At 73.8% G+C, this 24530-nt stretch carries 24 protein-coding genes; 19 read left to right on the top strand and 5 right to left on the bottom strand.

Features of this window, described 5'->3' with window-relative positions; genetic code table 11:
- The first annotated feature begins 28 nt into the window (after positions 1 to 28).
- The 4 genes from alr (at position 29) to ACIO5E_RS25850 (ending at position 3330) form a co-directional block, all read left to right on the top strand.
- Complete coding sequence (gene alr, locus ACIO5E_RS25865; protein ID WP_400672013.1) at positions 29 to 1228, top strand: alanine racemase; 1200 nt, start codon at positions 29 to 31, stop codon at positions 1226 to 1228.
- Positions 1225 to 2424 carry an alpha/beta fold hydrolase gene (locus tag ACIO5E_RS25860; RefSeq protein WP_400672010.1) on the top strand — a complete coding sequence of 400 codons (1200 nt, stop codon included), beginning with the start codon at positions 1225 to 1227 and terminating at the stop codon, positions 2422 to 2424. The genes alr and ACIO5E_RS25860 overlap by 4 nt, the downstream gene beginning before the upstream one ends.
- 107 nt (positions 2425 to 2531) lie before the next feature.
- Entirely contained in the window at positions 2532 to 3029 is a 498-nt protein-coding gene (gene tsaE / locus ACIO5E_RS25855) for a tRNA (adenosine(37)-N6)-threonylcarbamoyltransferase complex ATPase subunit type 1 TsaE (protein WP_280675087.1), read from the top strand.
- 106 nt (positions 3030 to 3135) lie between these two features.
- Positions 3136 to 3330: a hypothetical protein gene (locus ACIO5E_RS25850; protein ID WP_400672006.1), complete on the top strand. Its 195-nt coding sequence runs from the start codon at positions 3136 to 3138 to the stop codon at positions 3328 to 3330.
- Positions 3331 to 3365: 35 nt separating this feature from the next.
- Here the strand turns inward: ACIO5E_RS25850 and ACIO5E_RS25845 are convergent, their stop codons facing one another.
- The gene (locus tag ACIO5E_RS25845) at positions 3366 to 3935 is read right to left on the bottom strand and encodes a hypothetical protein (RefSeq protein WP_400672327.1); all 570 of its coding nucleotides are present in this window, start codon (positions 3933 to 3935) and stop codon (positions 3366 to 3368) included.
- Positions 3936 to 4089: 154 nt separating this feature from the next.
- Between ACIO5E_RS25845 and tsaB the strand changes: the two genes are divergently transcribed.
- The 5 genes from tsaB (at position 4090) to ACIO5E_RS25820 (ending at position 7588) form a co-directional block, all read left to right on the top strand.
- Positions 4090 to 4746, top strand: coding sequence for a tRNA (adenosine(37)-N6)-threonylcarbamoyltransferase complex dimerization subunit type 1 TsaB (tsaB, locus tag ACIO5E_RS25840; RefSeq protein ID WP_400672003.1), 657 nt, complete (start codon positions 4090 to 4092; stop codon positions 4744 to 4746).
- 23 nt (positions 4747 to 4769) lie between these two features.
- Entirely contained in the window at positions 4770 to 5249 is a 480-nt protein-coding gene (rimI, locus tag ACIO5E_RS25835; RefSeq protein WP_400672324.1) for a ribosomal protein S18-alanine N-acetyltransferase, read from the top strand.
- Positions 5242 to 6333 carry a tRNA (adenosine(37)-N6)-threonylcarbamoyltransferase complex transferase subunit TsaD gene (gene tsaD / locus ACIO5E_RS25830; RefSeq protein ID WP_400672001.1) on the top strand — a complete coding sequence of 364 codons (1092 nt, stop codon included), beginning with the start codon at positions 5242 to 5244 and terminating at the stop codon, positions 6331 to 6333. Before rimI ends, tsaD begins: the two co-directional genes overlap by 8 nt.
- Positions 6330 to 6590: a hypothetical protein gene (locus ACIO5E_RS25825; RefSeq protein ID WP_280675080.1), complete on the top strand. Its 261-nt coding sequence runs from the start codon at positions 6330 to 6332 to the stop codon at positions 6588 to 6590. Before tsaD ends, ACIO5E_RS25825 begins: the two co-directional genes overlap by 4 nt.
- Positions 6591 to 6670: 80 nt before the next feature.
- Entirely contained in the window at positions 6671 to 7588 is a 918-nt protein-coding gene (locus tag ACIO5E_RS25820) for a polysaccharide deacetylase family protein (protein WP_400671998.1), read from the top strand.
- Positions 7589 to 7609: 21 nt separating this feature from the next.
- Here the strand turns inward: ACIO5E_RS25820 and ACIO5E_RS25815 are convergent, their stop codons facing one another.
- Positions 7610 to 8797 (bottom strand): SAM-dependent methyltransferase, encoded by a 1188-nt coding sequence (locus ACIO5E_RS25815; protein WP_400672322.1) that lies wholly within the window; start codon positions 8795 to 8797, stop codon positions 7610 to 7612.
- Between the two features lie 255 nt (positions 8798 to 9052).
- On the opposite strand from ACIO5E_RS25815, the gene groES reads away from it, so the two are divergent.
- The 3 genes from groES (at position 9053) to ACIO5E_RS25800 (ending at position 12232) form a co-directional block, all read left to right on the top strand.
- Positions 9053 to 9358 carry a co-chaperone GroES gene (gene groES / locus ACIO5E_RS25810; RefSeq protein ID WP_014136232.1) on the top strand — a complete coding sequence of 102 codons (306 nt, stop codon included), beginning with the start codon at positions 9053 to 9055 and terminating at the stop codon, positions 9356 to 9358.
- A 116-nt stretch (positions 9359 to 9474) separates the two neighbouring features.
- Entirely contained in the window at positions 9475 to 11106 is a 1632-nt protein-coding gene (gene groL / locus ACIO5E_RS25805; RefSeq protein WP_400671995.1) for a chaperonin GroEL, read from the top strand.
- 130 nt (positions 11107 to 11236) lie between these two features.
- Positions 11237 to 12232 carry a LysR family transcriptional regulator gene (locus ACIO5E_RS25800; protein ID WP_400671993.1) on the top strand — a complete coding sequence of 332 codons (996 nt, stop codon included), beginning with the start codon at positions 11237 to 11239 and terminating at the stop codon, positions 12230 to 12232.
- A 144-nt stretch (positions 12233 to 12376) separates the two neighbouring features.
- Here ACIO5E_RS25800 and ACIO5E_RS25795 read toward each other — a convergent pair whose 3' ends face one another.
- Positions 12377 to 12703 (bottom strand): WhiB family transcriptional regulator, encoded by a 327-nt coding sequence (locus ACIO5E_RS25795; RefSeq protein ID WP_280675071.1) that lies wholly within the window; start codon positions 12701 to 12703, stop codon positions 12377 to 12379.
- A gap of 561 nt (positions 12704 to 13264) precedes the next feature.
- Here ACIO5E_RS25795 and ACIO5E_RS25790 point away from each other — a divergent pair.
- The 4 genes from ACIO5E_RS25790 to ACIO5E_RS25775 all read left to right on the top strand — a co-directional run bounded on the left by ACIO5E_RS25790 (position 13265) and on the right by ACIO5E_RS25775 (position 18004).
- Positions 13265 to 13876, top strand: a complete 612-nt coding sequence (locus ACIO5E_RS25790) for a response regulator transcription factor (protein WP_014136228.1) — start codon at positions 13265 to 13267, stop codon at positions 13874 to 13876.
- A 338-nt stretch (positions 13877 to 14214) separates the two neighbouring features.
- The gene (locus tag ACIO5E_RS25785; protein ID WP_400671991.1) at positions 14215 to 14931 is read left to right on the top strand and encodes a sigma-70 family RNA polymerase sigma factor; all 717 of its coding nucleotides are present in this window, start codon (positions 14215 to 14217) and stop codon (positions 14929 to 14931) included.
- A 250-nt stretch (positions 14932 to 15181) separates the two neighbouring features.
- A complete protein-coding gene (gene guaB / locus ACIO5E_RS25780; protein ID WP_280675067.1) occupies positions 15182 to 16684 on the top strand; it encodes an IMP dehydrogenase in 1503 nt (500 codons plus the stop codon).
- A 192-nt stretch (positions 16685 to 16876) separates the two neighbouring features.
- On the top strand, positions 16877 to 18004 hold the full coding sequence (locus tag ACIO5E_RS25775; RefSeq protein WP_280675065.1) for a GuaB3 family IMP dehydrogenase-related protein: 1128 nt from the start codon (positions 16877 to 16879) through the stop codon (positions 18002 to 18004).
- A gap of 60 nt (positions 18005 to 18064) precedes the next feature.
- Here the strand turns inward: ACIO5E_RS25775 and ACIO5E_RS25770 are convergent, their stop codons facing one another.
- Positions 18065 to 18628, bottom strand: a complete 564-nt coding sequence (locus ACIO5E_RS25770; protein ID WP_400671987.1) for a hypothetical protein — start codon at positions 18626 to 18628, stop codon at positions 18065 to 18067.
- Positions 18629 to 18883: 255 nt separating this feature from the next.
- On the opposite strand from ACIO5E_RS25770, the gene ACIO5E_RS25765 reads away from it, so the two are divergent.
- Positions 18884 to 20830 carry a serine/threonine-protein kinase gene (locus tag ACIO5E_RS25765; protein WP_400671984.1) on the top strand — a complete coding sequence of 649 codons (1947 nt, stop codon included), beginning with the start codon at positions 18884 to 18886 and terminating at the stop codon, positions 20828 to 20830.
- Positions 20831 to 20873: 43 nt separating this feature from the next.
- On the opposite strand, the gene ACIO5E_RS25760 is transcribed toward ACIO5E_RS25765, so the two are convergent.
- Positions 20874 to 21416: an SHOCT domain-containing protein gene (locus ACIO5E_RS25760; protein ID WP_400671981.1), complete on the bottom strand. Its 543-nt coding sequence runs from the start codon at positions 21414 to 21416 to the stop codon at positions 20874 to 20876.
- 57 nt (positions 21417 to 21473) lie between these two features.
- Here ACIO5E_RS25760 and ACIO5E_RS25755 point away from each other — a divergent pair, with 57 nt between their 5' ends.
- Both ACIO5E_RS25755 and ACIO5E_RS25750 read left to right on the top strand, forming a co-directional pair.
- Entirely contained in the window at positions 21474 to 22613 is a 1140-nt protein-coding gene (locus ACIO5E_RS25755; protein ID WP_400671978.1) for a protein kinase, read from the top strand.
- Between the two features lie 161 nt (positions 22614 to 22774).
- A complete protein-coding gene (locus ACIO5E_RS25750) occupies positions 22775 to 24526 on the top strand; it encodes a serine/threonine-protein kinase (RefSeq protein WP_400671977.1) in 1752 nt (583 codons plus the stop codon).
- Positions 24527 to 24530: the final 4 nt, after the last annotated feature.

The following is a 24530-nucleotide window of genomic DNA, read 5'->3' as shown; positions in this document are numbered from 1 at the left end:
CTCCGGGATGTCTGGGAGACTGACCCTGATGACAACTGCGAACACGACCGGCACGGCCACCCTGACCGACGGCGCACGGGCCGAGGCGACGATCGATCTGGCCGCCCTGCGCGGCAACCTCGCCGCACTGCGCGAGCGCGTCGGCAGCTCGGCGGTGATGCTCGCGGTCAAGGCGGACGCCTATGGCCACGGCGCGGTCGAGTGCGCCCGGGAGGCGGTCGCGAACGGGGTCGGCTGGCTCGGCTGCGCCACGCCCGAGGAGGCGCTGGCGCTGCGGGCCGCGGGCATCCGCCCGGAGCAGGCCCGCATCCTGTGCTGGCTGTGGACGCCGGGCGGGCCGTGGCGGGAGGCGCTGCGCGCGGACCTCGACATCTCGGTCAGCGGCCAGTGGGCGCTGGACGAGCTGCTGGCGGCCGTCCGGGAGACCGGGATCGCGGCCCGGGTCCACCTGAAGGCGGACACCGGTCTCGGCCGCAACGGCTGCCAGCCGCACGACTGGCCGCACCTGGTGGCCGCCGCCCGCCGCGCCGAGGCGGAGGGGCTGCTGACCGTGGTCGGCGTCTGGTCGCACTTCGCCGCCGCCGACGAGCCGGGCCACCCGTCGATCCAGGCCCAGCTGGACTCCTTCCGCGCCGCGCTGGTCCAGGCCGAGGCCGCCGGGCTGCGCCCGCAGGTGCGGCACCTGGCGAACTCGCCGGCCACCCTGCTGCTCCCGCAGTCGCACTTCGACCTGGTCCGCACCGGCCTGGCCGCGTACGGGCTGTCGCCGGTGCCGGAGGTCGGGTCGCCGGCCGACTTCGGGCTGCGCCCGGTGATGGCGCTGACCGCGCGGCTGGCGCTGGTCAAGCACGTCCCGGGCGGGCACGGGGTCAGCTACGGCCACCACTACGTGACGCCGGGCCCGACCACGTTGGGCCTGGTCCCGGTCGGCTACGGCGACGGCGTCCCGCGGCACGCCAGCGGCACCGGGCCGGTGCAGATCGGCGGCAAGTGGCGCACGGTCGCCGGCCGGGTGGCGATGGACCAGTTCGTCGTGGACCTGGGCGGCGACACCCCCGGGATCGGCGAGGAGGTGCTGCTGTTCGGCAACGGCGAGCACGGCGAGCCGACCGCCGAGGACTGGGGCCGGGCCTGCGGCACCATCTCGTACGAGATCGTGACCCGGATCGGCGCCCGGGTCCCGCGCCGCTACCTGGGCGGCAGCCAGATCGAGGGCCTGACCGCATGACGGCCGGAGCGGCCGAGGACGGCCCGGTCTCGGCGGTGGCCAAGGCGGCCGGCGCGGCCTCCGGGGTGAGCCGGGCGGGCGTGATCGGGATCTCGGTCGGCGTGCTGGCGGCCGGGGCGGCCGCCGGGGTGGCGATCGAGCGGCTGACCGTCGGCCGGGCGACCCGCCGCCGGGCCCGGGCCGAGCTGGACGCCGAGGCCCCGTACGGCTCGCTGCGCGGGCGCCCGCGCACGGTGGCCGCGCCGGACGGCACCGAGCTGTACGTCGAACTGGACGGCACCGGCTGGTCCGAGCCGGACGGCGGCACCCCCGGCGCCGAGCCGCTGACCGTGGTGTTCTGCCACGGCTACTGCCTCAGCCAGGACAGCTGGCACTTCCAGCGGGCCGCGCTGCGCGAGGGCCTGCGGCTGGTCTTCTGGGACCAGCGCAGCCACGGCCGCTCCGAGCGCTCCCGCTCCTACCTGGCCGGCGAGCCGGCCAGCATCGACCAGCTGGGCGGGGACCTCAAGGCGGTGATCGACGCCGTCGCGCCGACCGGGCCGCTGGTGCTGGTGGGCCACTCGATGGGCGGCATGACGGTGATGGCGCTGGCCGACCAGCACCCGGAGCTGTTCCGCGAGCGGGTGGCCGGCGTCGCGCTGATCGGCACGCTGGCGGGGGACTGGAACGAGGTCAGCCTCGGCCTGCCGTCGGCCGGCGCGAAGCTGTTCAAGAAGGTCGCGCCCGGGATGATGCGGCTGCTGGGCCGCCAGGTCGAGCTGGTGGAGGCGACCAGGCGGCTGGGTTCGGACGTCACCTCCGTCTTCTACCGGAAGTTCTCCTTCGGCGGGAGGGACGTCGACCCGGGCGTGGTGCGGTTCGCCGAGCAGCTGCTGGACGCCACCCCGATCGACGTGGTCGCCGAGTTCTACCCGGTGTTCGGCGCCCACGAGAAGTACGCGGCGCTCGCCGCCCTGCACGGACTGCCGACGCTGGTGCTGGCCGGTACGAAGGACCTGCTGACGCCGTCGGCGCACAGCGAGGCGATGGCCGAGCGGCTGCCCGGCGCGGAACTGGTCCTGGTGGAGGGCGCCGGGCACCTGGTGATGCTGGAGCGCCCGGAACTGGTCGACGACGAGCTGGCGGCGTTGCTGCGCCGGGCCGCCGAACTCGCCGGCGTCGCGCCGCCGCCCCCGGCGGTCCTGGACCAGGCCTGAGACCCGCCCCGAGGCCGCCCGGCACACGCCGGGTCGGCGATGTGGCACGGTAGCGGGGGCGGCCGGTGGTCGGCACGCCGGTACGGACCGAAGGGCACGACACGCGCATGGGCTCGCACGCCACTCTCACCGTCCCCACCCCGGAGCGGATGGGCCGGCTCGGCCGGGAGCTGGCCGCGCTGCTGCGGCCGGGGGACCTGGTACTGCTCTCCGGCGAGCTGGGGGCCGGGAAGACCACGCTGACCCGGGGCCTGGGGGAGGGACTGCAGGTCCGCGGGGCGGTGACCTCGCCGACCTTCGTGATCGCCCGGGTGCACCCGTCGCTGGTCGGCGGCCCGGCGCTGGTGCACGTGGACGCGTACCGGCTCGGCGGGGACCTGGACGAGATGGAGGACCTCGACCTGGACGTGTCGCTGCCGGAGTCGGTGGTCGTGGTCGAGTGGGGCGAGGGCAAGGTCGAGCGGCTGTCCGAGGACCGGCTGGAGGTGCGGATCGAGCGCGCTCTCGGCGACACCGCCGACGAGGACGACCTGGACCCGCGCCGGGTGGTGCTGACCGGCGTCGGCCCGCGCTGGACGGGCGTCGCGCTGGAGGCGCTCGCCTGAGCCGGTGCGCCCTTTTGCCGACGGGCTGTCGGTAAGTGTTGCGGGCGGGGTGCCGGGCGTGGTGGGATGGGTGCTGCGGTTAGGTCTGCCTAACTAGGGAGGCGCCATGTCGAGCACCACCCCCGCCCCGGAGCGCGCCGTGCACGGCGCCGGGGCCGGAGAGTCCGCCCGCCGCGCGCAGGGGGAGCCGATGCGGGCGCTGCTGGCCGCCTGCGCGGCCGCCGAGGCGGTGTCCACCCCGCCCGGGCCGGAGCCCCGGGAAGTCGAGGAACCGGAGACCGGAACGCCCCGCGCGGCCTAGGGCCCGCCCCGGGGCCCGTCCGGCGGGCCGGGGCGTCAGGCGATCACGACCACCTTGGTGTCCTTCGGCGCGAAGTCCCAGAGCAGCTGGCCCTCCGGGCGACCGCTGCGGATGCCGCCGGTCTTCGCCTTCGGGTCGACGGTCGGCGTGGCGCCGTCCACGGTCGCGCTGAAGCCGAACACCACGCCGTTCTGCTGCGCGAAGCGCACCACGTGCTCGATCTGCCGGCCGTCCGTCCCGGTGGTGCCGGCGGTGCGGCTGTAGACCGCGTAGCTGCCCGGGGCCGGTTCGACCGAGCCCGGGGTGACCGGGAAGGCGGCCGTGACCTGCGGGGTCTTCTTCGGGTCGACCAGCCAGACGTAGTGGCTGCCGATCGAGTAGACCACCCGCGTGCCGGTGCCCGAGGTGGTCGGCAGCGCCGGGACCGTCGGGGTGGCCGAGGCGCTCGGCGTCGCGGAGGCGGCCGGCCCGCTGGACGTCGTGGTGCTGGCGACCGGCTTGGCGCCGCCGGCCCGGTCCTGAGCGCCGTTGGCCTGGAAGGCCAGCAGGCTCACCACCGCCAGGGCCCCCAGGGTCAGCCCCGTGACCACCACACCAGGACCCATCTTCGCCACGTGCTGCTCCCGCCGCCGTCCCTTTACGTACCGCCCCATCGTGCCAGGTTCGCCCGGCGGGGGAGCGGCGCCCCGGATGTGTGTTCCGGGTCAGCACGCCCGAGCGATCAGCCGGTCGGCTCAACGTCGGTCTAACCTTGACCCCGTGCTGCTGCTCGCGTTCGACACCGCTACCCCCGCCGTCACCGCCGCCGTCCACGACGGCACGGCCGTCCTCGCCGAGACCCACCAGGTCGACGCCCGGCGCCACGGCGAACTGCTCCTGCCCGCGATCGACCGGGTCCTGCGGGCGGCCGGTGTGGACAAGCACCGGCTCACCGGCATCGCGGTGGGCGTCGGCCCCGGCCCGTACACCGGCCTGCGGGTCGGTCTGGTGACCGCCGCCGCGCTCGGCCACGCGCTCGGGCTGCCGGTGCACGGCGTCTGCACCCTGGACGCGATCGCCCACCAGGCCCGCGCCGAGGGTCTGGCCGGGCAGCCGTTCACGGTGGCCACCGACGCGCGCCGCAAGGAGGTCTACTGGGCCTCCTACGACGCCGACGGCCGGCGCACCGAGGGCCCCGGCGTGGACCGCCCGGCCGAGCTGCCCCCGCAGCCACGCTCGGTCGGCGCCGGCGCGCTGCTCTACCCCGAGGCCTTCCCCGGCGCGCACGGCCCCGAGCACGTGTCGGCCGGCGCCCTGGCGGCCTTCGCCGCCGCCGAGCTGGCCGCCGGGCGCGAGCTGCTGCCGAACGTCCCGCTGTACCTGCGCCGCCCGGACGCCCAGGTCCCGGCGGGCTACAAGGCGGTGCTCCCGGCGTGAACCACGGCACCACCCTGCGCCCGATGCGCTGGTGGGACATCGCGCCGGTGCTGGAGCTGGAGCTGGAGCTCTTCCCCGAGGACGCCTGGTCCACCGGGATGTACTGGTCCGAGCTGGCCGAGACCCACTCCGGCGGCACCCGCCACTACACCGTCGCCACCACCCCGGACGGTGCCATCGTCGGCTACGCCGGACTGATGGTGATCGCCGGTGAGGGCGACGTCCAGACCATCGCCGTCGACCAGCGCCACCAGGGCGCCGGCCTCGGCGCGGCGCTGCTCACCGACCTGATCCGGGAGGCCGCCCGGCGCGGCTGCGCCGAACTGCTGCTGGAGGTGCGGGTGGACAACCCGCGCGCCCAGCGGCTGTACGAGCGCTACGGCTTCCAGCCGGTGGGCATCCGGCGCGGCTACTACCAGCCCGCCAACGTCGACGCGCTGGTGATGCGCCTCGACCACCCGAGCACTGACCCGAAGGACCTTAAGGACACCCGCCATGGCTGACGAACCGCTCGTCCTCGGCATCGAGACCTCCTGCGACGAGACCGGCGTCGGCATCGTGCGCGGCACCACGCTGCTGGCCGACGCGGTCGCCTCCAGCGTCAACGACCACGCCCGCTTCGGCGGCGTCGTCCCGGAGATCGCCAGTCGCGCGCACCTGGAGGCGATGGTCCCGACCATCCAGCGCGCCCTGGACACCGCCGGCGTCAAGGCCGCCGACCTGGACGGCATCGCCGTCACCGCCGGCCCCGGCCTGGCCGGCGCGCTGCTGGTCGGCGTCAGTGCCGCCAAGGCGTACGCCTGGGCGCTGGACAAGCCGCTGTACGGGGTCAACCACCTCGCCTCGCACATCTGCGTCGACCAGCTGGAGCACGGCCGGCTGCCCTCGCCGACGATGGCGCTGCTGGTCTCCGGCGGGCACTCCTCGCTGCTGCTCAGCGAGGACATCACCAGCGACGTCCGCCCGCTCGGCGCGACCATCGACGACGCGGCCGGCGAGGCCTTCGACAAGGTCGCCCGGGTGCTCGGCCTGGGCTTCCCCGGTGGCCCCGTGGTCGACCGCACCGCCCGCGAGGGCGACCGCAAGGCGATCGCCTTCCCGCGCGGCCTGAGCGGCCGGAACGACCCGGCGTACGACTTCTCCTTCTCCGGCCTGAAGACCGCCGTCGCCCGCTGGGTGGAGGCCAAGCGCCGGGCCGGCGAGGAGGTGCCGATCGCCGACGTGGCGGCGTCCTTCCAGGAGGCCGTCACCGACGTGCTCACCCGCAAGGCCGTCAAGGCGTGCAAGGACAACGGCGTCGACCACCTGATGATCGGCGGCGGGGTGGCCGCCAACTCGCGGCTGCGCGAGATGGCCCAGCAGCGCTGCGACCGGGCCGGCATCCGGCTGCGGGTGCCCCGGCCGGGCCTGTGCACCGACAACGGCGCGATGGTGGCCGCACTGGGCTCCGAGATGGTGTGGCGTAATCGCACGCCGTCCGCGTTCGACCTGTCCGCCGACTCCTCGCTGCCGGTGACCGAGGTGCACGTGCCCCACACGGACTTCCACGGCCAGGCCTACGAGGCCCTCACCGGCGGCACCGCGTGACCGTCGCCGCGATGTGGGAGGCCCGCGCCGCCGCCGGGCGCGGGCCCGAACTCACCGCCTGGGTGCGGGAGTCGGCGCTGCCCGCAGTGCGCGGCTCGGCCGGGCTGGAACGCGCCGAGCTGTTCGGTGCGCCCGGCGAGAGGGTGTTGCTGATCACCTGGTGGAGCGGCGAGCCGGTGCCGGTCGCCGACCCGCCGGCCGAGCTGCTCGGCCGCCCGGTGCACCGCTGGTCCTTCACCAGCGAGCACGTCGAATAGACCCTGGACGGGAACCGCCGCCGTGGCCGCTACCGTGCATAGCTGAGAAGAAGCTGGACGGGAACCGGGAGCGCGGTGCGGTGAACAGGGACGGTCGGAGCAGGACCAGGACGTACGCGGTGGGGGCGCTGGCCCTGCTGGCCCTGGCCACCGGATGCGGCGACAACGGCGGCGGCGCCGCGGCCCCGGCGGGCGGGGGCACCTCGGCGGCCGCACCCCGGCCCACCGGCGCCGCCGCGCCGACCAGCGCGGCCGGCACCCCCGCCCCGACCGCCCCGGCCCCGGCCGGCGCGGACGCGGCGGCCTGGGCGAAGTGGAACCTCAAGCCGCTGGCGCCGGCCCCCGCGCCGCCCACCGACAAGCCCATCAAGCTCGAACGGACCGGCACCGTGCCGGTGTTCAGCGAGGTGAAGACGACCGACAAGGTCGTCTTCATCACCATCGACGACGGCGCCGAGAAGGACCCGAAGTTCGTCGAGATGCTGACCGAGCTCAAGGTGCCGATCTCGATGTTCCTGACCCGGGACATCGTCAAGAACGACTACGGCTACTTCAAGCCGCTCCAGGCGCTCGGCAACCACATCCAGAACCACACCGTGGACCACCCGGTGATGAGCAAGATCCCGGCGGAGAAGCAGAAGTCCGAGATCTGCGACGCGCAGTCCGCGCTCACCCAGCAGTACGGCACCGCCCCGCTGCTGTTCCGCCCGCCGTTCGGGGACGGCGCCAACACCCCGACGCTGAACAACTCGGTGCAGCAGTGCGGTCCGCGCGCGATCGTGCTCTGGCGCGAGTCGATGCAGATCCACGACATGCAGTACCAGGCGGCGGACAAGAAGCTGAAGTCCGGGGACATCATCCTGGCGCACTTCCGCGGCCCGAAGGAGCTCAAGGGCGCCACGATGACCCAGATGTTCGGCGACCTGCTGGCCCGGATCCAGGAGCAGGGCTTCTCGGTGGCCCGGCTGGAGGACTACATCCAGGCGCCCGCCTCGTAGCCCTCCCGGCCCGTAGGGCCGTCAGACCGGCTGCCCCAGCATCATCAGGGGCCCGTGGTCGGTGCGGCTGAGGATCACCGTGACGGAGTTCGGCCCGGAGGGCTTGAGCTGGCGGCGCAGCTCCTCCGGGGTGATCGCCATCCCGCGCTTCTTGATCACCACCGTGCCGACCCCGCGCTCGCGCAGCAGCGCCTTCAGCCGCTTGATGTGGAACGGCAGCACGTCGGTGAGCTCGAAGGCGTGCGCGTACGGGGTGGCGACCAGCTCGTCCGAGGTCAGGTAGGCGATCTTCGGGTCGATCAGCCGGCCGCCCACCTGCTCGGCCACCTCGGCCACCAGGTGGGCCCGGATCACCGCGCCGTCCGGCTCGTACAGGTAGCGTCCGACCGGGCCGGCCGGCGGGTCGGGCAGGTCGCCGCCGGTGAGGCTGGCGGCCTGCGGCAGCAGGGTGGCGCGGTGCGGGCGGGCGGCCTCGGTGCCGAACCAGAGCACCGCCTCCTTGACGTCCCCGTGGTCGGAGACCCACTCCGCCTCGGCGTCCGCCGGGACGGCCTCGTGCGGGATGCCCGGCGCCACCTTCAGCGCGCCGATCGGGGTCCGGCGGCCGGCCTCGATCGCCCAGGAGAGCGGCGGGGCGTACGCCTCCGGGTCGAACACCCGGCCGCGCGAGGTCCGCCGGGCGGGGTCGGTGAACACCGCGTCGTAGCCGGTGACGTCCACCTCGGCGACGTCCGCGCAGCGCACCCGGACCAGGTCGGCCAGGCCCAGGGCGGCCGCGTTGGCGGCGGTGGCCGCGCAGGCCGCCGGGTCCCGGTCGACGGCCAGCACCTCGATCCCGGCCCGGGCCAGCGCCAGCACGTCCCCGCCGATGCCGCAGCACAGGTCGGCCAGCCGCCGGACGCCCAGCTCGGCGAACCGCCGCGCCCGCCACTCGGCCACGCTGCGCCGGGTGGACTGCTCGACGCCGTTGGGCGTGAAGTACATCAGGTCGGCGTCCGCCCCGAACTTCGCCCGGGCCCGCTGCCGCAGCCGGGCCTGCCCGAACGCCGCCGACACCAGCTCGGCCGGGTGCTCCCGCCGCAGCCGGGTGGCCAGTGCCAGCTCCTCCTCGGGCGTGAACTCGCGCAGCTCGGCGAGCAGGGCCTGGCCCTCGGGGGTCAGCAGCGGCTGGAGGTTCTCGGTGTCCACGGGGCCATTCTGACCGGTCAGCGGCGGTGGGCCGTGGACGTCCCGGCGGGCGGGCCGACCGTACACGCGTACGGCCAGCCGTCCGTGGCGTGGGTTCTCGGGCGCGCCGTTGGCACTCTGGTTGACTGAGTGCTAACACCGGCCTATGGTCGTCCTTGGCACTCCCCAGTGGGGGAGTGCTAACGCGAAGACGCGTGCCTGACCCCCGCGACGGCAGGCTCGCAGATTCGCTCCTACCCGTTAGAAACCCCGTAATCTCCGAAGGGGAGCTCGGACGTGACCACCAGCAGCAAGGTTGCCATCAAGCCGCTTGAGGACCGCATCGTGGTCCAGCCGCTCGACGCCGAGACCACCACGGCCTCCGGCCTGGTTATCCCGGACACCGCCAAGGAGAAGCCCCAGGAGGGCGTCGTCCTGGCTGTCGGCCCGGGCCGCTTCGAGGATGGCCAGCGTCTGCCGCTCGACGTCGCCGTCGGTGACATCGTCCTGTACTCGAAGTACGGCGGCACCGAGGTGAAGTACCAGGGCGAGGAGTACCTCGTCCTCTCGGCCCGCGACGTTCTCGCGATCATCGAGAAGTAAGTCGTTCCGACCCGCCCCGGATCCGTGTCCCAAGTGACAGGGGCCCGGGGCGTGGTTGTTGGTTCACGTAGTTCGGCGGCCGGTGGGCCGGTCGTAGCCCCGAGGGAATAGGGAACATGGCGAAGATCCTGCAGTTCGACGAGGACGCCCGCCGCTCGCTGGAGCGCGGTGTCAACAAGCTGGCCGACACCGTCAAGGTGACCATCGGCCCCAAGGGCCGCAACGTCGTCATCGACAAGAAGTTCGGCGCCCCGACCATCACCAACGACGGTGTCACCATCGCCCGTGAGGTCGAGCTGGACGACCCGTACGAGAACCTTGGCGCGCAGCTCGTCAAGGAGGTCGCCACCAAGACCAACGACGTCGCGGGTGACGGCACCACCACCGCCACCGTGCTGGCCCAGGCCCTGGTCAACGAGGGTCTGCGCAACGTCGCCGCCGGCGCCGGCCCGGCCGCTCTGAAGAAGGGCATCGACAAGGCCGTCGCCGCCGTCTCCGAGCACCTGCTGTCCATCGCCCGCGAGATCGAGGGCAAGGACGACGTCGCCGCCGTCGCGTCCCTCTCCGCGCAGGACACCCAGGTCGGCGAGCTGATCGCCGAGGCGATCGACAAGGTCGGCAAGGACGGTGTCATCACCGTCGAGGAGTCGAACACCTTCGGCGTGGAGCTGGACTTCACCGAGGGCATGCAGTTCGACAAGGGCTACCTGTCGCCGTACTTCGTCACCGACGCGGAGCGGCAGGAGGCGGTCCTGGAGGACCCGTACATCCTGATCAACCAGGGCAAGATCTCCTCCATCCAGGAGCTGCTGCCGCTGCTGGAGAAGATCCTGCAGGGCGGTGCCTCCAAGCCGCTGCTGATCATCGCCGAGGACGTCGACGGCGAGGCGCTGTCCACCCTCGTGGTGAACAAGATCCGCGGCACCTTCAACGCGGTCGCCGTCAAGGCCCCGGGCTTCGGCGACCGCCGCAAGGCGATCCTCGGCGACCTGGCCACCCTGACCGGCGGCACGGTCATCTCCGAGGAGGTCGGCCTCAAGCTCGACCAGGTCGGCCTGGACGTGCTGGGCACCGCCCGCCGCGTGACCATCACCAAGGACGAGACGACCGTCGTCGACGGTGCCGGTGACACCGAGGCCGTGGCCGGCCGCGTCGCCCAGATCAAGGGCGAGATCGCCGCCACCGACTCCGACTGGGACCGCGAGAAGCTGCAGGAGCGCCTGGCCAAGCTGGCCGGCGGCGTCTGCGTCATCAAGGTCGGCGCCGCCACCGAGGTGGAGCTGAAGGAGCGCAAGCACCGCCTGGAGGACGCCATCTCGGCGACCCGTGCCGCGGTCGAGGAGGGCATCGTCGCCGGTGGTGGCGCCTCCCTGGTGCACGCCGCCAAGGTGCTGGACAACGGCCTGGGCCTGTCGGGCGACGAGGCGACCGGTGTCGCGGTGGTCCGCAAGGCGCTGCACGAGCCGCTGCGCTGGATCGCCCAGAACGCCGGCCTGGAGGGCTACGTCATCACCTCCAAGGTTTCCGAGCTGGAGGCCGGCCAGGGCTACAACGCCGCCACCGGCGAGTACGGCGACCTGGTGAAGGCCGGCGTCATCGACCCGGTCAAGGTCACCCGTTCCGCCCTGGAGAACGCGGCCTCGATCGCCTCCCTGCTGCTCACCACCGAGACCCTCGTGGTGGAGAAGAAGGAGGAGGAGGCCGACAACGGTCACGGCCACTCCCACGGTCACGGCCACTCGCACTGACGCCTGACGGTGACCGGAGGCCCGGTCCGCGCCCCTCGGGGTGTGGCCGGGCCTCCGGCGTGCCAGGCGTTTAACCCTTCAACTATCAGTAGAATTTTGCCATTCGCAAAGATTGCCTTATAACTGAGGCATGATCGAGGCCCGCCACCTGCGCGTTCTGCGTGCCGTCGCCCGCACCGGCTCCTTCTCCGCCGCCGCTCGCGAGTTGGGCTGTACGCAGCCCGCCATCAGTCAGCAGATGAAGGCCCTGGAGAAGTCGGTGGACACCCCGTTGGTGGTCCGATCCGGCCGGGGCATGCAGCTCAGTGAGGCGGGGCGGGTCCTGCTCAAGCATGCCACCGGGATCCTGGCCGGGCTCTCCGCCGCCGAGGAGGAGATCGCCGCGATCGCCGGGCTGCGGGCCGGACGGGTGCGACTGGTCTCCTTCCCGACCGCGAGCTCCACCCTGGTGCCGCCCGCGGTCGCCCGCCTGCGGGACAGCCATCCGGGGGTGTGCGTGTCGCTGGTCGAGGCGGAGCCGCCGGAGTCGCTGGCGATGCTGCGCGGCGGCGAGTGCGAGATCGCGCTGGCCTTCCGCTACCCGCAGTCCGACGGTGCCGCCGCGCTGCCGGCGCCCGCGCACGGGACGCCGCGCGAGGCCCGGGCCGAGGCCAACCTGGAGGCGCAGCAGCTGAGCGCCGGCTCCGACTGGTCCGATCTGGTGGTCACCCCGCTGCTGGACGACCCGCTGGTGGGCCTGCTGCCCGCCACGCACCGGCTGGCGGGGCGCGGCAGGCCGGTGGAGCTGGCGGAGCTGGCGGGGGAGCAGTGGATCGCGGGCTGCCCGCAGTGCCGGGGGCACCTGGTGGAGCTGTGCGCGGCGGCGGGTTTTGAGCCCCGGATCGACTTCGCGACCGACGACTACCCGGCGGTGGTCGGCCTGGTGGCGGCCGGGCTGGGGGTGGCGGTGCTGCCCCGGCTGGCGCTGGAGTCGGTGCGCCCCGACGGGGTGTCGACGGTGCCGGTGCGGACCGCCTCGGGGGCGCCGGCGGTGCGGCAGGTGGTCGCGCTGACCCTGCCGGATCTGGCCGAGGTGCCGGCCGTGGCGCTGATGCTGGAGCGGCTGGCGGGGGCGGCCGGACGCTGACGTCCGGCGGTCGGGCGGGCCCGGAGGCCGGGCGGGCTCCGGAGGTCGGGAGGGGCCTTCGGGTGGCCCTGGGTCCCGAACCGGGCTGGACAGCCTGAGGCGCCGCGAAGAAACGTTTCTTCACGGCGCGCCACGGAGGCGGAGCTAGTGCTGCGCGACCGCCGGCGGGGTCAGCGGGACCTCCACCAGCCGGTGCCGCGAGCGCCCCAGCATCTCCTCGCGCTCGTCCTCGGTCATCCCACCCCAGACGCCGTACGGCTCGCGGACCGCCAGCGCGTGCGCCGCGCACTCGGTGATCACCGGACAGCGCATGCAGACCTCCTTGGCGCTGGCCTCACGCGAACTGCGCGCGGCCCCCCGCTCGCCTTCGGGGTGGAAGAAGAGCGAGCTGTCCACGCCACGGCAGGCTGCGGAGAGCTGCCAGTCCCAGAGGTCCGCGTTGGGGCCGGGGAGGCGGGAGAAATCTGCCATGGCTCATTCCCTTCAGAGGCTCGTCGGCCGTGGGCCGGCGCTCAGCGGGCTGGTGCTGGGCGGCGCGGCGGGGCGTCGATGCACTGGTGTGGACACCTGGAAATATGACTTACGGCAACTCCATGGACAAGTCACCCACAGAGTGGCACAACAGTCAATGACCATACGAAAGCTATAAAAACGGGCAAAGTGGGCAAGGAGTTCGCCGGGTGCGGGCGTGGCAATCGGGTGGCCGGGGGGCGCACGACACTCCGTACCGGTGTGCGGGTCGTACGCCGACCGCGCGCGAGCTGGGCAAAAGTGCGGCGTGTGCACCGCGATGCGGCTGATCGGTAACGGGTCGGCCACGTACAGTGGTGGAGATGGCCCTGAAGGCCGTAACTCATTCGAGTGACGGTCGTTGGAAGTGTGGAGGCGGTTAGCGGGCGCCGGACGTCGGGAACGATCGCGGGGAAGTTGAGGCGATCAGCACGGAGTCTGTCGCCGATCGGCCGTGTCGGAGAGGTTCGTACCAGCCAGGAGGCTCAACGTGACGCGGATCAGCTGCGGAGGACGACGGTCATGACTTCCGTTCTCGTTTGCGACGATTCCCCGCTCGCCCGCGAGGCGCTTCGCCGCGCGGTCGCGACCGTACCCGGTGTGGACCGGGTCACCACCGCGACGAACGGGGAGGAGGTCCTCCGCCGCTGGGTGGCCGACCGCTCCGATCTCGTTCTGATGGACGTCCGCATGCCCGGCCTCGGCGGGGTCGAGACGGTCCGGCGGCTGCTGTCCGCCGATCCGGGCGCGCGGATCATCATGCTCACCGTCGCCGAGGACCTCGACGGGGTCGCGCTCGCGGTGGCCGCGGGCGCCCGCGGGTACCTGCACAAGGACGCCTCGCGCGCCGAGCTGCGGGCCACCGTCACCCAGGCCCTCGCCGACCCGACCTGGCGGCTCGCCCCGCGCCGCCTGCGCAGCCCCGACATGGGCGCGGCGCCCACGTTGACGGCGCGTGAGATCCAGGTGCTGGAGGGCATGAGCCACGGGCGCAGCAACGCCGAGATCGGCCGCGAGCTGTTCCTGTCCGAGGACACCGTCAAGACCCACGCCCGACGGCTGTTCAAGAAGCTCGGGGCCTCCGACCGCGCCCACGCGGTGGCGCTGGGTTTCCGCTGGGGCCTGGTCCGCTGACCGCCGGTGGTGCCGCCGACTGCGGCGCACCGCCGGCGGTTCCCGGGACGGACGCCGTACGGGCGTGTGACGTTACGGCCCCGAGGTTGCACCATGGAGGAGTGGAGCACCTCGGGGACCAGCGGACAGGCACTGCGGCGAACCACACGGTCGCAGGACACTCGGCGGACGGCGCGACAGGCAGGACCACCGACGGCGGCGGGGCGGGAGGCGGCACGGTGCAGGAGGGGCCGGTGGTGCGCGGCGGCACGCCGTACAGTGCCGCACCGCATAACGTTCCGGTGCACAACTCCGGACGCGGTGCCGCGTTTTCCCGCTCGACCAGGCACCATGGACCGATGCGTGACGACGTCGCCGGTGCGGACGGCCAGGCGGACCCGGTGGAGGCCGAGCCCTCCGGCCCCGGTGGCGATCCGTCGTACGCCGACCCCGGTGGCCCCGGCGCGGAGTCCGGCCCCGGTCGCCCGCCGGTGCTCGGCGTCGGCGGCTCGCCGCTGGTGGGCGAGCTGGTCGCGGCCGCCGTCCGCGGGGAGGGCCCGGCCATCGACGCCCTGCTCGCCTACGTCCACCCGCTGGCGCTGCGCTACTGCCGCGGCCGGCTGGTCCGGCTGCCCGGCGGCGCCCGGCACCACGTGGACGACGTCGCGCAGGAGGTCTGCGTCGCGGTGCTGTGCGCGTTGCCCCGGTACAAGGACCAGGGGCGGCCGTTCGAGGCCTTCGTCTACGGCATCGCCGCGCACAAGATCGCCGATCTGCAGCGGGCCGCGATGCGCGGGCCCGGTTCGACGGTCGTCCCGCAGGACGACCTGCCGGAGGTGCCGGACGAGGCGCTCGGCCCGGAGGAGCAGGCGCTGCTGAGCAGCGACGCGGCCTGGGCCAAGGAACTGCTCTCCAACCTGCCGGCCCGTCAGCGCGAGCTGGTGCTGTTGCGGGTCGCCGCCGGGCTCTCGGCGGAGGAGACCGGTGAGGTGCTGGGGATGTCGCCGGGCGCCGTCCGGGTGGCGCAGCACCGGGCGCTCAGCCGGCTGCGGGCGCTCGCCGAGGAGTCCTCCTGAAGCCCTGACCGGCCGGAATGAGCCACGGGTGACCGGTGTTGTCAAGGGCACACGAGGACACATTCGCGGTGCCAGTACGATGGGGTATCGGCGCCTGGGCGGGTTGCCAAAGTTTCGCGGGTGCGCGTGGGGTTCCCTTGGAGGTTCCTCCAAAACCATCCGGCTTCGGCGGTCTGCGCGAGTGAGCGATTTACGCGCCCCCACCCTCAGGGCGTGAGCGGATTAGGCCGGCCACGGAAGGTACCCCCAAATGTCTTACAACGCCGCAGGCGTACCCGAGAAGTTCGCGATGCTCGGGCTCACGTTCGATGACGTCCTGCTGCTGCCCGGGGCCTCCGCGGTGCTGCCGAACCAGGTCGACACCTCCTCGCGGGTCTCCCGGAACGTGCGCGTCAACATCCCGCTGCTCTCCGCGGCGATGGACAAGGTCACCGAGGCGCGGATGGCGATCTCGATGGCCCGCCAGGGCGGCGTGGGCGTGCTGCACCGCAACCTGTCGGTCGAGGACCAGGCCAACCAGGTCGACCTGGTGAAGCGCTCCGAGTCCGGCATGGTCACCGACCCGATCACGGTCGGCCCGGACACCACGCTGGCCGAGGCCGACGCGCTGTGCGCCAAGTTCCGCATCTCCGGAGTGCCGATCGCCGACGAGGCCGGCAAGCTGCTCGGCATCGTCACCAACCGCGACATGGCCTTCGAGTCGGACCGCAGCCGCCAGGTCCGCGAGATCATGACCCCGATGCCGCTGATCACCGGCAAGGTCGGCATCTCCGGCGAGGACGCGATGGCGCTGCTGCGCCGCCACAAGATCGAGAAGCTCCCGCTGGTCGACGACGAGGGCCGGATCAAGGGCCTGATCACCGTCAAGGACTTCGTCAAGGCCGAGCAGTACCCGAACGCCGCCAAGGACGCCGAGGGCCGGCTGCTGGTCGGCGCCGCCGTCGGCGCCAGCGCCGAGGCGTTCGACCGGGCCCAGGCCCTGGTCGAGGCCGGCGCGGACTTCCTGGTGGTGGACACCTCGCACGGCCACAGCCACAACGCGCTGGCCTGGATCGAGAAGATCAAGTCGGCCGTCGGGATCGACGTGGTCGGCGGCAACGTGGCCACCCGGGACGGCGCCCAGGCGCTGATCGACGCCGGCGTGGACGGCGTCAAGGTCGGTGTCGGCCCCGGCTCCATCTGCACCACCCGCGTGGTCGCCGGCATCGGCGTCCCGCAGATCACCGCCATCTACGAGGCCGCCCAGGCCTGCCAGGCGGCCGGCGTGCCGGTCATCGGCGACGGCGGCCTGCAGTACTCCGGCGACATCGGCAAGGCGCTGGCCGCCGGCGCCGACACCGTGATGCTGGGCTCGCTGCTGGCCGGCTGCGAGGAGTCCCCGGGCGAGCTGATGTTCATCAACGGCAAGCAGTTCAAGTCCTACCGCGGCATGGGCTCGCTGGGCGCCATGCAGTCCCGCGGCCAGGGCCGCTCGTACTCCAAGGACCGCTACTTCCAGGCCGAGGTGGCCTCGGACGACAAGCTCGTCCCCGAGGGCATCGAGGGCCAGGTGCCCTACCGCGGCCCGCTGTCGGCCGTGCTGCACCAGCTGGTCGGCGGCCTGCGCCAGACCATGGGCTACGTCGGCGCCGCCACCATCGCCGAGATGGAGAGCAAGGGCCGCTTCGTCCGGATCACCTCGGCGGGCCTCAAGGAGAGCCACCCGCACGACATCCAGATGACCGTCGAGGCGCCGAACTACTCCAACCGCTGAGTCGTCCGAACCACCGAGGGGCCCGTCGCCGCACTCGTGGCGACGGGCCCCTCCGGTGCGTCCGGGGGCGGGGGTGCCGGAGGCGCCTGGGCAGGACGCCCCGGAGGCGAGCGCGCGAGTTCCAGGGTGCGGGATACTGGGGGCGGCCGGGGTGACCCGGCGGGCATGAGCAACAAACCAGAAGGGCTCGAAGTGACTGAGATCGAGATCGGGCGAGGCAAGCGCGGCCGACGGGCGTACTCCTTCGACGACATCGCCGTCGTCCCCAGCCGCCGTACCCGGGACCCGAAGGAGGTCTCGATCGCCTGGCAGATCGACGCCTACCGCTTCGAGCTGCCGTTCCTGGCCGCCCCGATGGACAGCGTGGTCTCGCCGCAGCAGGCCATCGCCATCGGCCGCCTCGGCGGCCTCGGTGTGCTGAACCTGGAAGGCCTCTGGACCCGCTACGAGGACCCGCAGCCGCTGCTCGACGAGATCGCCACGATCACCGACGAGGCCGCCGCGACCCGCCGCCTGCAGGAGATCTACGCCGCGCCGATCCGCGCCGAGCTGATCAAGCAGCGGATCCAGGAGGTCCGCGACTCCGGCGTGGTCACCGCCGCCGCGCTCTCGCCGCAGCGCACCGCCGAGTTCTCCAAGGCCGTCGTGGACGCCGGCGTCGACGTCTTCGTCATCCGCGGCACCACCGTCTCGGCCGAGCACGTCTCCAGCGCCGCCGAGCCGCTCAACCTCAAGCAGTTCATCTACGAGCTGGACGTCCCGGTGATCGTCGGCGGCTGCGCCACCTACACCGCCGCCCTGCACCTGATGCGCACCGGCGCGGCCGGCGTGCTGGTCGGCTTCGGCGGCGGCGCCGCCCACACCACCCGCGGCGTCCTCGGCATCCAGGTGCCGATGGCCACCGCCGTCGCCGACGTGGCCGCCGCCCGCCGCGACTACATGGACGAGTCCGGCGGCCGCTACGTGCACGTGATCGCGGACGGCGGCGTCGGCTACAGCGGCGACATCCCGAAGGCCGTCGCCTGCGGCGCCGACGCGGTGATGATCGGTGCCGCGCTCGCCCGGGCCACCGACGCGCCCGGCAAGGGCTTCCACTGGGGCATGGAGGCCGTCCACGAGGAGCTGCCGCGCGGCAAGCGGGTGGACCTCGGCACGGTCGGCACCACCGAGGAGATCCTGACCGGTCCGTCGCACACCCCCGACGGCACCATGAACCTGTTCGGTGCGCTGCGCCGCGCGATGGCCACCACCGGCTACACCGAGCTCAAGGAGTTCCAGCGGGTCGAGGTGACCGTCAACCCGGCGCTCAACCACCGCTGAGGCACGCGTGGCGAAGGCCCCCGCCGGTTCGTCGGCGGGGGCCTTCGGGCTGTCCGGGGGTCAGCCGCGGTTGGCGGTGCGGCGGGTGAGGAGGAACCCGCCGACCAGGGCGATGCCGTAGAAGGCGAGGTCGAGCGCGCGCAGCTCGGCGCGCCAGTGCGCCAGGGCGTCGTGCGGCAGTCCGCGCGGGCCCGGGCCGGCCGCGTGCACCCGGCGGACCTGGCCGGTCAGCTGGCCCAGCAGCAGCGCGCCGGCCGCGAGCACCGCGCCGAGCAGCGGCAGCACCCGGCTGCGGCCGCCGAGGCGGCCGAGCGGTAGGGCGACCAGGGCGGCGAGGGCGATGGCCAGCCAGCCGAGGCTGTCCGCGGCTCGGGCCGGTGCGCAGCCGTACGCCAGACCGCCGAGCAGCATGGCGAGGACGGCGAGGGCGACCGCCAGGGCGGTGCGGCGGCGCGGGCCCCTCCGGGGGGAGGCGGCGGCCGGGACGTATCCGGCCACCGGGACACCGGGCATACCGGGCGCGACGTAGCCCTCGGGGATGTCCGGGGCGGGTGCGACCGAGTAGTGCTGGGCGGTGCGCGGCCGGCCCGACTGGCCGTCAGGGCCCGGTGCGGGCGCGGTCATGGGCATCGGATCCCCCCGGAAAGACGATGAGCTGCCGAACGGTAGCAGCGCCCCGGCCGGATCTTGGCGAGTTTTCGATCACAGATCGGGCACGGAGCGCCGAGTCGGATCCGGTATGTCCCGGCTTGCGTTCCGGGGGGCGGGTGGTCGCGGCCCCCGGGGACAGGGGATGATGGAGGCTTGGGCGTTCGGGCCTGAGGCCGGGCCGACACGCCGTCACCACGACTGCCGGCAGCACATGGGGGAACGTTCCGAATGACCCAGGCGCAGGGTTCCACCGGCCGCCTCCTGGCCGGCCGCTACCGGCTGAACGCGGTGCTCGGACGCGGCGGTATGGGCACCGTCTGGCGCGCCGAGGACGAGATGCTGGGCCGGACCGTCGCGGTCAAGGAACTGCGGATGAACGCCAGCGTCGAGGAGGAGGAGAAGCACCGGCTGATCGTCCGGACGCTGCGCGAGGCCAAGGCCACCGCCCGGATCCGGCACAGTTCGGCGGTCACCGTCTTCGACGTGGTCGAGGAGGACGACCGGCCGTGGATCGTCATGGAGCTGGTCGAGTCCCGCTCGCTGGCCGACGTCATCCGCGAGGACGGACCGCTCGCCCCCGCCCGGGCCGCTGAGATCGCGCTCGACGTGCTCGGTGTGCTGAGCGCCGCGCACGCGCTGGGCATCCTGCACCGGGACGTCAAGCCGTCCAACGTGCTGATCGGCGAGGACGGCCGGGTGGTGCTCACCGACTTCGGCATCGCCAGCGTGGAGGGCGACGCCTCGGTCACCTCCACCGGCATGCTGGTCGGCGCGCCCTCGTACATATCCCCGGAGCGGGCCCGCGGGCAGAAGCCCGGACCGCCGGCCGACCTGTGGTCGCTGGGCGGCACGCTGTACGCGATGGTCGAGGGCCGGCCGCCGTACGACCGGGGCTCGGCGCTGGCCACCCTGACCGCGGTGATGACCGAGGACCTGACCGCCCCCGTGAACGCCGGGGCCCTGCAGCCGGTGATCGAGGGGCTGCTGGCCAAGGACCCGGGCGAGCGGCTGGACGCCTCGCAGACCCGGTCGATGCTGAAGCGGATCGTCGCGGAGGCCACCGCGAAGGCCGAGTCGACCACCGAGCACGCGGTGCCGATCGAGCAGCCGGCAGCCGCGGAGCCGGAGGAGGTCCCGGCCCCGGCCGAGGCCGAGGAGGGCCGCAAGCGGTCCATCGGCGGGCTGCTGGGGACGGTCCGGGTGGGCAGCCGGGTCAAGGCCGAGGAGTCGGCCGCCGCGGTGGAGCCCGGCGCGGAGCCGGCGTCCGAGGCCGCTTCGGCGCCGGCGCCGGCGTCGGCGCCGGATTCGGCTTCGACCCCGGCTCCGGCGACCGAGCCGATCCGGCCGGTGACCAGCGAGTGGACGCTGGGCGCCACCCAGGCGGCCGGTGCCGACCCGCGCAACGGCCGGCGGCGGCTGGCCGTGGTCACCGTGGTGCTGGTCCTGCTGCTGATCGCCGGCGTGGTCGCGGTGGTCCAGGCCGTCGGCAGCGGGGACGGCGGGTCGGCGAACGGCGCGGGTGCCACCGCGCCGGTGACGGCCGGCAGCGAGACCGGGCCGAGCGGGACCCCGGCGGCGACCGGGACGGCGGCGGTGCCCGGGCCGGCCGCCGACCCGCCCGGCACCGAGGCGCCCGACACCGCCGCGGCCACCACACCGCCCGCCGCTCCGCCGCCCGCCCCCGCTCCCGTGCAGACCCCGACCCCCACCCCGACTCCGCCGGGGGCCGCCGTTCCGGCCGGTTACCACGAGTACAAGGACCCGAGCGGCTTCTCGGTCGTCCTGCCCGACTGGCTGCAGCCGTCCGGGTCGGAGAGCACCCGCCGCCTCTTCAAGGGCAACGGCAGCACCCTGACCATCGAGTGGACCACCAGCCCCGGCCCCAGTGCCCTCGCCGACTGGCAGGACTCCGAGCCGGGCCTGCGATCGAAGGTCACCAACTACCAGCGGGTCAACCTGGCGGCGCTCACCTACCGGCAGTGGACCAACGCGGCGGACTGGGAGTGGACCAGTGGCACGCCGCGCACGCACTCGCTCAACCGGGGCTTCGTCACCGGGAGCCCGGCCAAGTACGGCTACGCGATCTACTGGATCACCCCGGACGCGGACTGGGGCTCCCCGGCCAACTCCCAGGCCCGGGACGCGGCCTTCGCCAGCTTCCAGCCCGCGCCGTAGGACGCGGCACCAGGGGCTATCGGGCCCCGGCGCCGGACCGGCCCTAGCCGATCAGACGGGCCTTGGCCCGGGTGAACTCCTCGTCGGTGAGTGCGCCGGAGGCGTGCAGGGCGGCCAACCGCTCCAGCTGGCCGAGGAGTTGATCGCCGGCGCTCAGCTCGGCGGGGGCGGCGTCGGTCGGCGTCGGCTTGGTCGGCGGGGCGGTGCGGGCGCGCCCGGCGGCCGCCCGGAGCTGCTCGGCGAAGACGTCGGCCTTGGCCACGTCCTCGAACCGGTGCGAGCCGGTCAGCGCGACGACCGTGAGGACGTCGCCGTTGAGCTTGGTCCTGGTCACGGTCGCGTCCGTGATCGCCGTAAGCGGAACCGGGACTGGCGGTTTACCGTCCTTGAGGAAGAGCAGTCGGTGGGTGGTGAGGACGAGCACCCCCTTGCGGAAGTGGTCGGGATGGCGCCCGGCGGTGGAGACGACCGGGTTCTCGCCGTCGATGACGGCGGCCTCGACCGTGCGTACGGCCTCGGCCCGGGTGGCTTGGTTGTTGTTGCCCGCCACCTTGAACGCGGTGTCGATCAGATCGGTCCAGTCCATGGGATCGAGCGTAAAGGAGCCGCTCAGTAGGCTGCTCGGTGAGCGAGAGGAACTGGCATGCGAGGCGGCACGGGTCAGTTGCTGGCGGGGCGGTACCGGCTGACGGACCGTCCCGAACCGCTGCGCGCCCTGGCGGTGGACGACCGGACCGGGGAGTCCGTGCTGCTGCGCGCCCTTGAGCTGCCCCCACTGCTGACCGGTGGTCAGGACCCGGACGGTGAGGTGTCCGCGCAGGCCGACCGGCTGGTCCGCCGGGTGGCGGCGGTCGGCTCGGCCGCGCCGACCAGGCACCCCCGGCTGCTGCGCGGGGTCGGTGCCTTCGTCGAGGGCGAGCTGCTGTGGACGGTGGAGGAGCGGCCGGGCGCCATGACGCTGGCCGATCTCGTGGCCGCCGGTCCGGTGCCGCCCTACCGGGCCGCCGAGCTGGCGGCGGACCTGGCCGGCGCGCTGCGGGCGCTGCACGAGGACGGGCTCGTGCACGGGAACCTGACCGCAGAGTCGGTGCTGGTCTGCGAGGACGGCGCGGCGATGCTCGGCGGGCTGCTGGCGGGGGTGGCGCAGGAGGCGCTGGCCGAGGACCTCGGCGGGCCGGGCGGGCGCCGCCGGTACGACGTGCGGGCCACCCTGGTCGGACCGGTGGCGGAGCGCTGGCCGCTGGACGGCGGCCCGGCGGGCGACTGCTGGGCGCTCGGGGTGCTGGTGCAGCGGCTGGTCACCGGCCGCTCGCCGTTTCCGGACGGCGGCGTCCCGGAGCTGGTGACGGCGGTCCGGGACGGCCGGCGGGAGCCCTCGGCGGTCTGCGGGCCGCTGGCGCCGCTGGTCGAGCGGCTGCTGCAGCCCGACCCCTCGCGGCGCCCGACCGCGGAGCAGGTCCGCCGGGAGCTGTCGGCGCTGCTCGCGGGCGCGCCGGAGCCGGTCGACGAGGAGTGGGCGGCGCGGGCGCTGGTGCCGCGGCCGGACGGCCCGCTGGTGCCGCGCCGACGCGGGCGGGGCGATCGTGGTGGGCGGGGTGGGCAGGGCAAGCGGGGCGGGCGGGGCGGCGGGCAGGTGGAGGCCGCCGCGGGGGACGGGACCGGGCGGCCGGCCGAGGCGCGGCCGCCGCGGATACCCCCGGCGCTGCTGGGCCCGCTGTTGGTGGGGGGCGTGTTCGTGCTGCTGGTGCTGGGGATAACCGCGGTGGTGCTGTTCGCAGGCTGACGGCCCGGCTCCGTCCCGGTACGGCGGTCCGGCGGGTGGGCGTGATTACCGGGGTCGGCAAGGTGCGCCTAATGTGTGCGTGGGACTTGTTCGAACAGTGGTCTGCACCAGGCCCCTCCGTCGCGGTGACGGCAGGCGGATGTGAGGGGGAGCGGTCGCCGATGGGCGTGCAGGACCGGCCGGAGACGGCCGAGGCGGAGCGGCTGCTGGCCGGGCGGTACGAGTTGGGCGACCGGCTCGGCCGGGGCGGCATGGGGACGGTCTGGCGGGCCTGGGACCGGATGCTCGACCGCGAGGTCGCGGTCAAGGAGCTGACCGTCAACCACCTGCCCGAGGACGAGCTGCAGATCCTGCATGCCCGGATGAAGCGGGAGGCCAGTGCGGCCGCCCGGATCAAGCACCCCGGCGTGATCACGGTGCACGACGTGTTGGAGCAGGACGGCCGGCCGTGGATCGTGATGGAGCTGGTGGACGGCCGCTCGCTCGCCGACGTGATCAGCCAGGACGGCACCCTGCAGCCGCGCGCCGTCGCCGAGGTCGGCAGCCAGGTACTCGCCGCGCTGCACCGCGGCCACCAGCTCGGCGTCCTGCACCGGGACGTGAAGCCGGCCAACGTGCTGCTGGAGCGCGGCACCGGGCGGGTGGTGCTGCTGGACTTCGGCATCGCGACGTACGAGGGCTCGGCCGAGCTGACCCGCCCGGGCGACCTGGTCGGTTCGCCGGACTACCTGGCGCCGGAGCTCGCCCAGGGCGAGCGGCCCGGGCCGGCCTCGGACCTGTGGGGCCTCGGGGCGACGCTGTACGCCGCGGTGGAGGGCCAGTCGCCGTTCCGCCGGACCTCGCCGATCAGCACACTGGCCGCGGTGGTGGGCGAGCCGCTGCCGGAGCCGCGTCGGGCCGGGCCGCTGGGGCCGGTGCTGGCCGCGCTGATGGCCAAGGACCCGGCCGAGCGGCCGACCGCGGACGAGGCCGCCCGGATGCTGGCCGAGGTGCAGGTCGGGCACACGATCAGCCTGAAGTCGGTCGCGCCGGTGCGGATGCCCACCCAGTCGGTGCCGGTGGTGGACCGCAGCGAGCACCCGGTGGCGGAGGAGGACCGCGAGGAGGACGCGGCGGATACGGCGCAGGAGGGGGCCGAGGAACCGGCCGAGTCGCGCGCCGAGGCCGTCGTGGACACCGCCGGGGGCGTGGCGGCCTCGGCACCGGCGCTCGCCGCCGTGACCGCGCCGGTGGCGCACCCCATTGCGCCTGCGCGCGGACCGGCCAAGCGCCGCAACACCCTGAAGATCGTCGCGATCGCGCTGGCCGTCGGCCTGCTGGCGGCCGGAGCCACGTTCTTCGTCACCCGGCACGGCGGCGGCCGCTCGGCCGACGACCCCGCCCCGAGCTCCCCGGTCACCCCGGCCGCCTCGGCCACCTCGGACCCGAGCGGTGGTCCCAGCCAGGAGCCGGCCGCGCCCCCCGGCTACCACTGGGTGGACGACCCTGCCGGCTTCCGCTTCCCGCTGCCCTCGGGCACCCCGGCCTGGCAGCGCAGTGCCGCGTCCGACAACCAGATCTTCTACAGCCCCGACGGCAAGGTGCACTACCTTCAGTTCGCCGTCACCGTCGGCCAGTCGGTCAAGCCGCTGGAGCACATGCGGCAGATGGAGACCTCCGTCTCCAAGTCGCTGAAGGAGTACAAGCAGCACAGGCTGACCAGCGTCGCGGTGAACGGCCACGAGGCGGCCGTCTGGGAGTTCAGCTACGCCGCGCAGGGAGGTGGCCGCCGCCGGGCGATCGAGGCCGAGTTCATCGACGACGACGGCACCAGCTACGCGATCTACTCGTCCAGCCCGGAGAAGGGCAACGAGTGGAACGAGGCCGAACAGCGCTTCAACGCGGTGCTCCACTACTTCACGCCGACCCGCTGAGCCG

This window comes from Kitasatospora sp. NPDC087314 (assembly GCF_044744365.1).
GTDB lineage: Bacteria > Actinomycetota > Actinomycetes > Streptomycetales > Streptomycetaceae > Kitasatospora.
This window is presented reverse-complemented; position numbering and strand designations above follow the sequence as displayed.

What these genes read in the sequence shown, in the direction of transcription:
- ACIO5E_RS25755 (WP_400671978.1), top strand. Translation starts at nt 21,474, where the DNA reads ATGCGAGGCGGCACGGGTCAGTTGCTGGCGGGGCGGTACCGGCTGACG.
- tsaE (WP_280675087.1), top strand. Translation starts at nt 2,532, where the DNA reads ATGGGCTCGCACGCCACTCTCACCGTCCCCACCCCGGAGCGGATGGGC.
- rimI (WP_400672324.1), top strand. Translation starts at nt 4,770, where the DNA reads ATGCGCTGGTGGGACATCGCGCCGGTGCTGGAGCTGGAGCTGGAGCTC.
- ACIO5E_RS25860 (WP_400672010.1), top strand. Translation starts at nt 1,225, where the DNA reads ATGACGGCCGGAGCGGCCGAGGACGGCCCGGTCTCGGCGGTGGCCAAG.
- ACIO5E_RS25790 (WP_014136228.1), top strand. Translation starts at nt 13,265, where the DNA reads ATGACTTCCGTTCTCGTTTGCGACGATTCCCCGCTCGCCCGCGAGGCG.
- ACIO5E_RS25800 (WP_400671993.1), top strand. Translation starts at nt 11,237, where the DNA reads ATGATCGAGGCCCGCCACCTGCGCGTTCTGCGTGCCGTCGCCCGCACC.
- ACIO5E_RS25760 (WP_400671981.1), bottom strand. Translation starts at nt 21,416, where the DNA reads ATGGACTGGACCGATCTGATCGACACCGCGTTCAAGGTGGCGGGCAAC.
- ACIO5E_RS25795 (WP_280675071.1), bottom strand. Translation starts at nt 12,703, where the DNA reads ATGGCAGATTTCTCCCGCCTCCCCGGCCCCAACGCGGACCTCTGGGAC.
- alr (WP_400672013.1), top strand. Translation starts at nt 29, where the DNA reads ATGACAACTGCGAACACGACCGGCACGGCCACCCTGACCGACGGCGCA.
- tsaD (WP_400672001.1), top strand. Translation starts at nt 5,242, where the DNA reads ATGGCTGACGAACCGCTCGTCCTCGGCATCGAGACCTCCTGCGACGAG.
- ACIO5E_RS25785 (WP_400671991.1), top strand. Translation starts at nt 14,215, where the DNA reads ATGCGTGACGACGTCGCCGGTGCGGACGGCCAGGCGGACCCGGTGGAG.
- guaB (WP_280675067.1), top strand. Translation starts at nt 15,182, where the DNA reads ATGTCTTACAACGCCGCAGGCGTACCCGAGAAGTTCGCGATGCTCGGG.
- ACIO5E_RS25770 (WP_400671987.1), bottom strand. Translation starts at nt 18,628, where the DNA reads ATGACCGCGCCCGCACCGGGCCCTGACGGCCAGTCGGGCCGGCCGCGC.
- groL (WP_400671995.1), top strand. Translation starts at nt 9,475, where the DNA reads ATGGCGAAGATCCTGCAGTTCGACGAGGACGCCCGCCGCTCGCTGGAG.
- ACIO5E_RS25765 (WP_400671984.1), top strand. Translation starts at nt 18,884, where the DNA reads ATGACCCAGGCGCAGGGTTCCACCGGCCGCCTCCTGGCCGGCCGCTAC.
- ACIO5E_RS25845 (WP_400672327.1), bottom strand. Translation starts at nt 3,935, where the DNA reads ATGGGTCCTGGTGTGGTGGTCACGGGGCTGACCCTGGGGGCCCTGGCG.
- ACIO5E_RS25850 (WP_400672006.1), top strand. Translation starts at nt 3,136, where the DNA reads ATGTCGAGCACCACCCCCGCCCCGGAGCGCGCCGTGCACGGCGCCGGG.
- ACIO5E_RS25750 (WP_400671977.1), top strand. Translation starts at nt 22,775, where the DNA reads ATGGGCGTGCAGGACCGGCCGGAGACGGCCGAGGCGGAGCGGCTGCTG.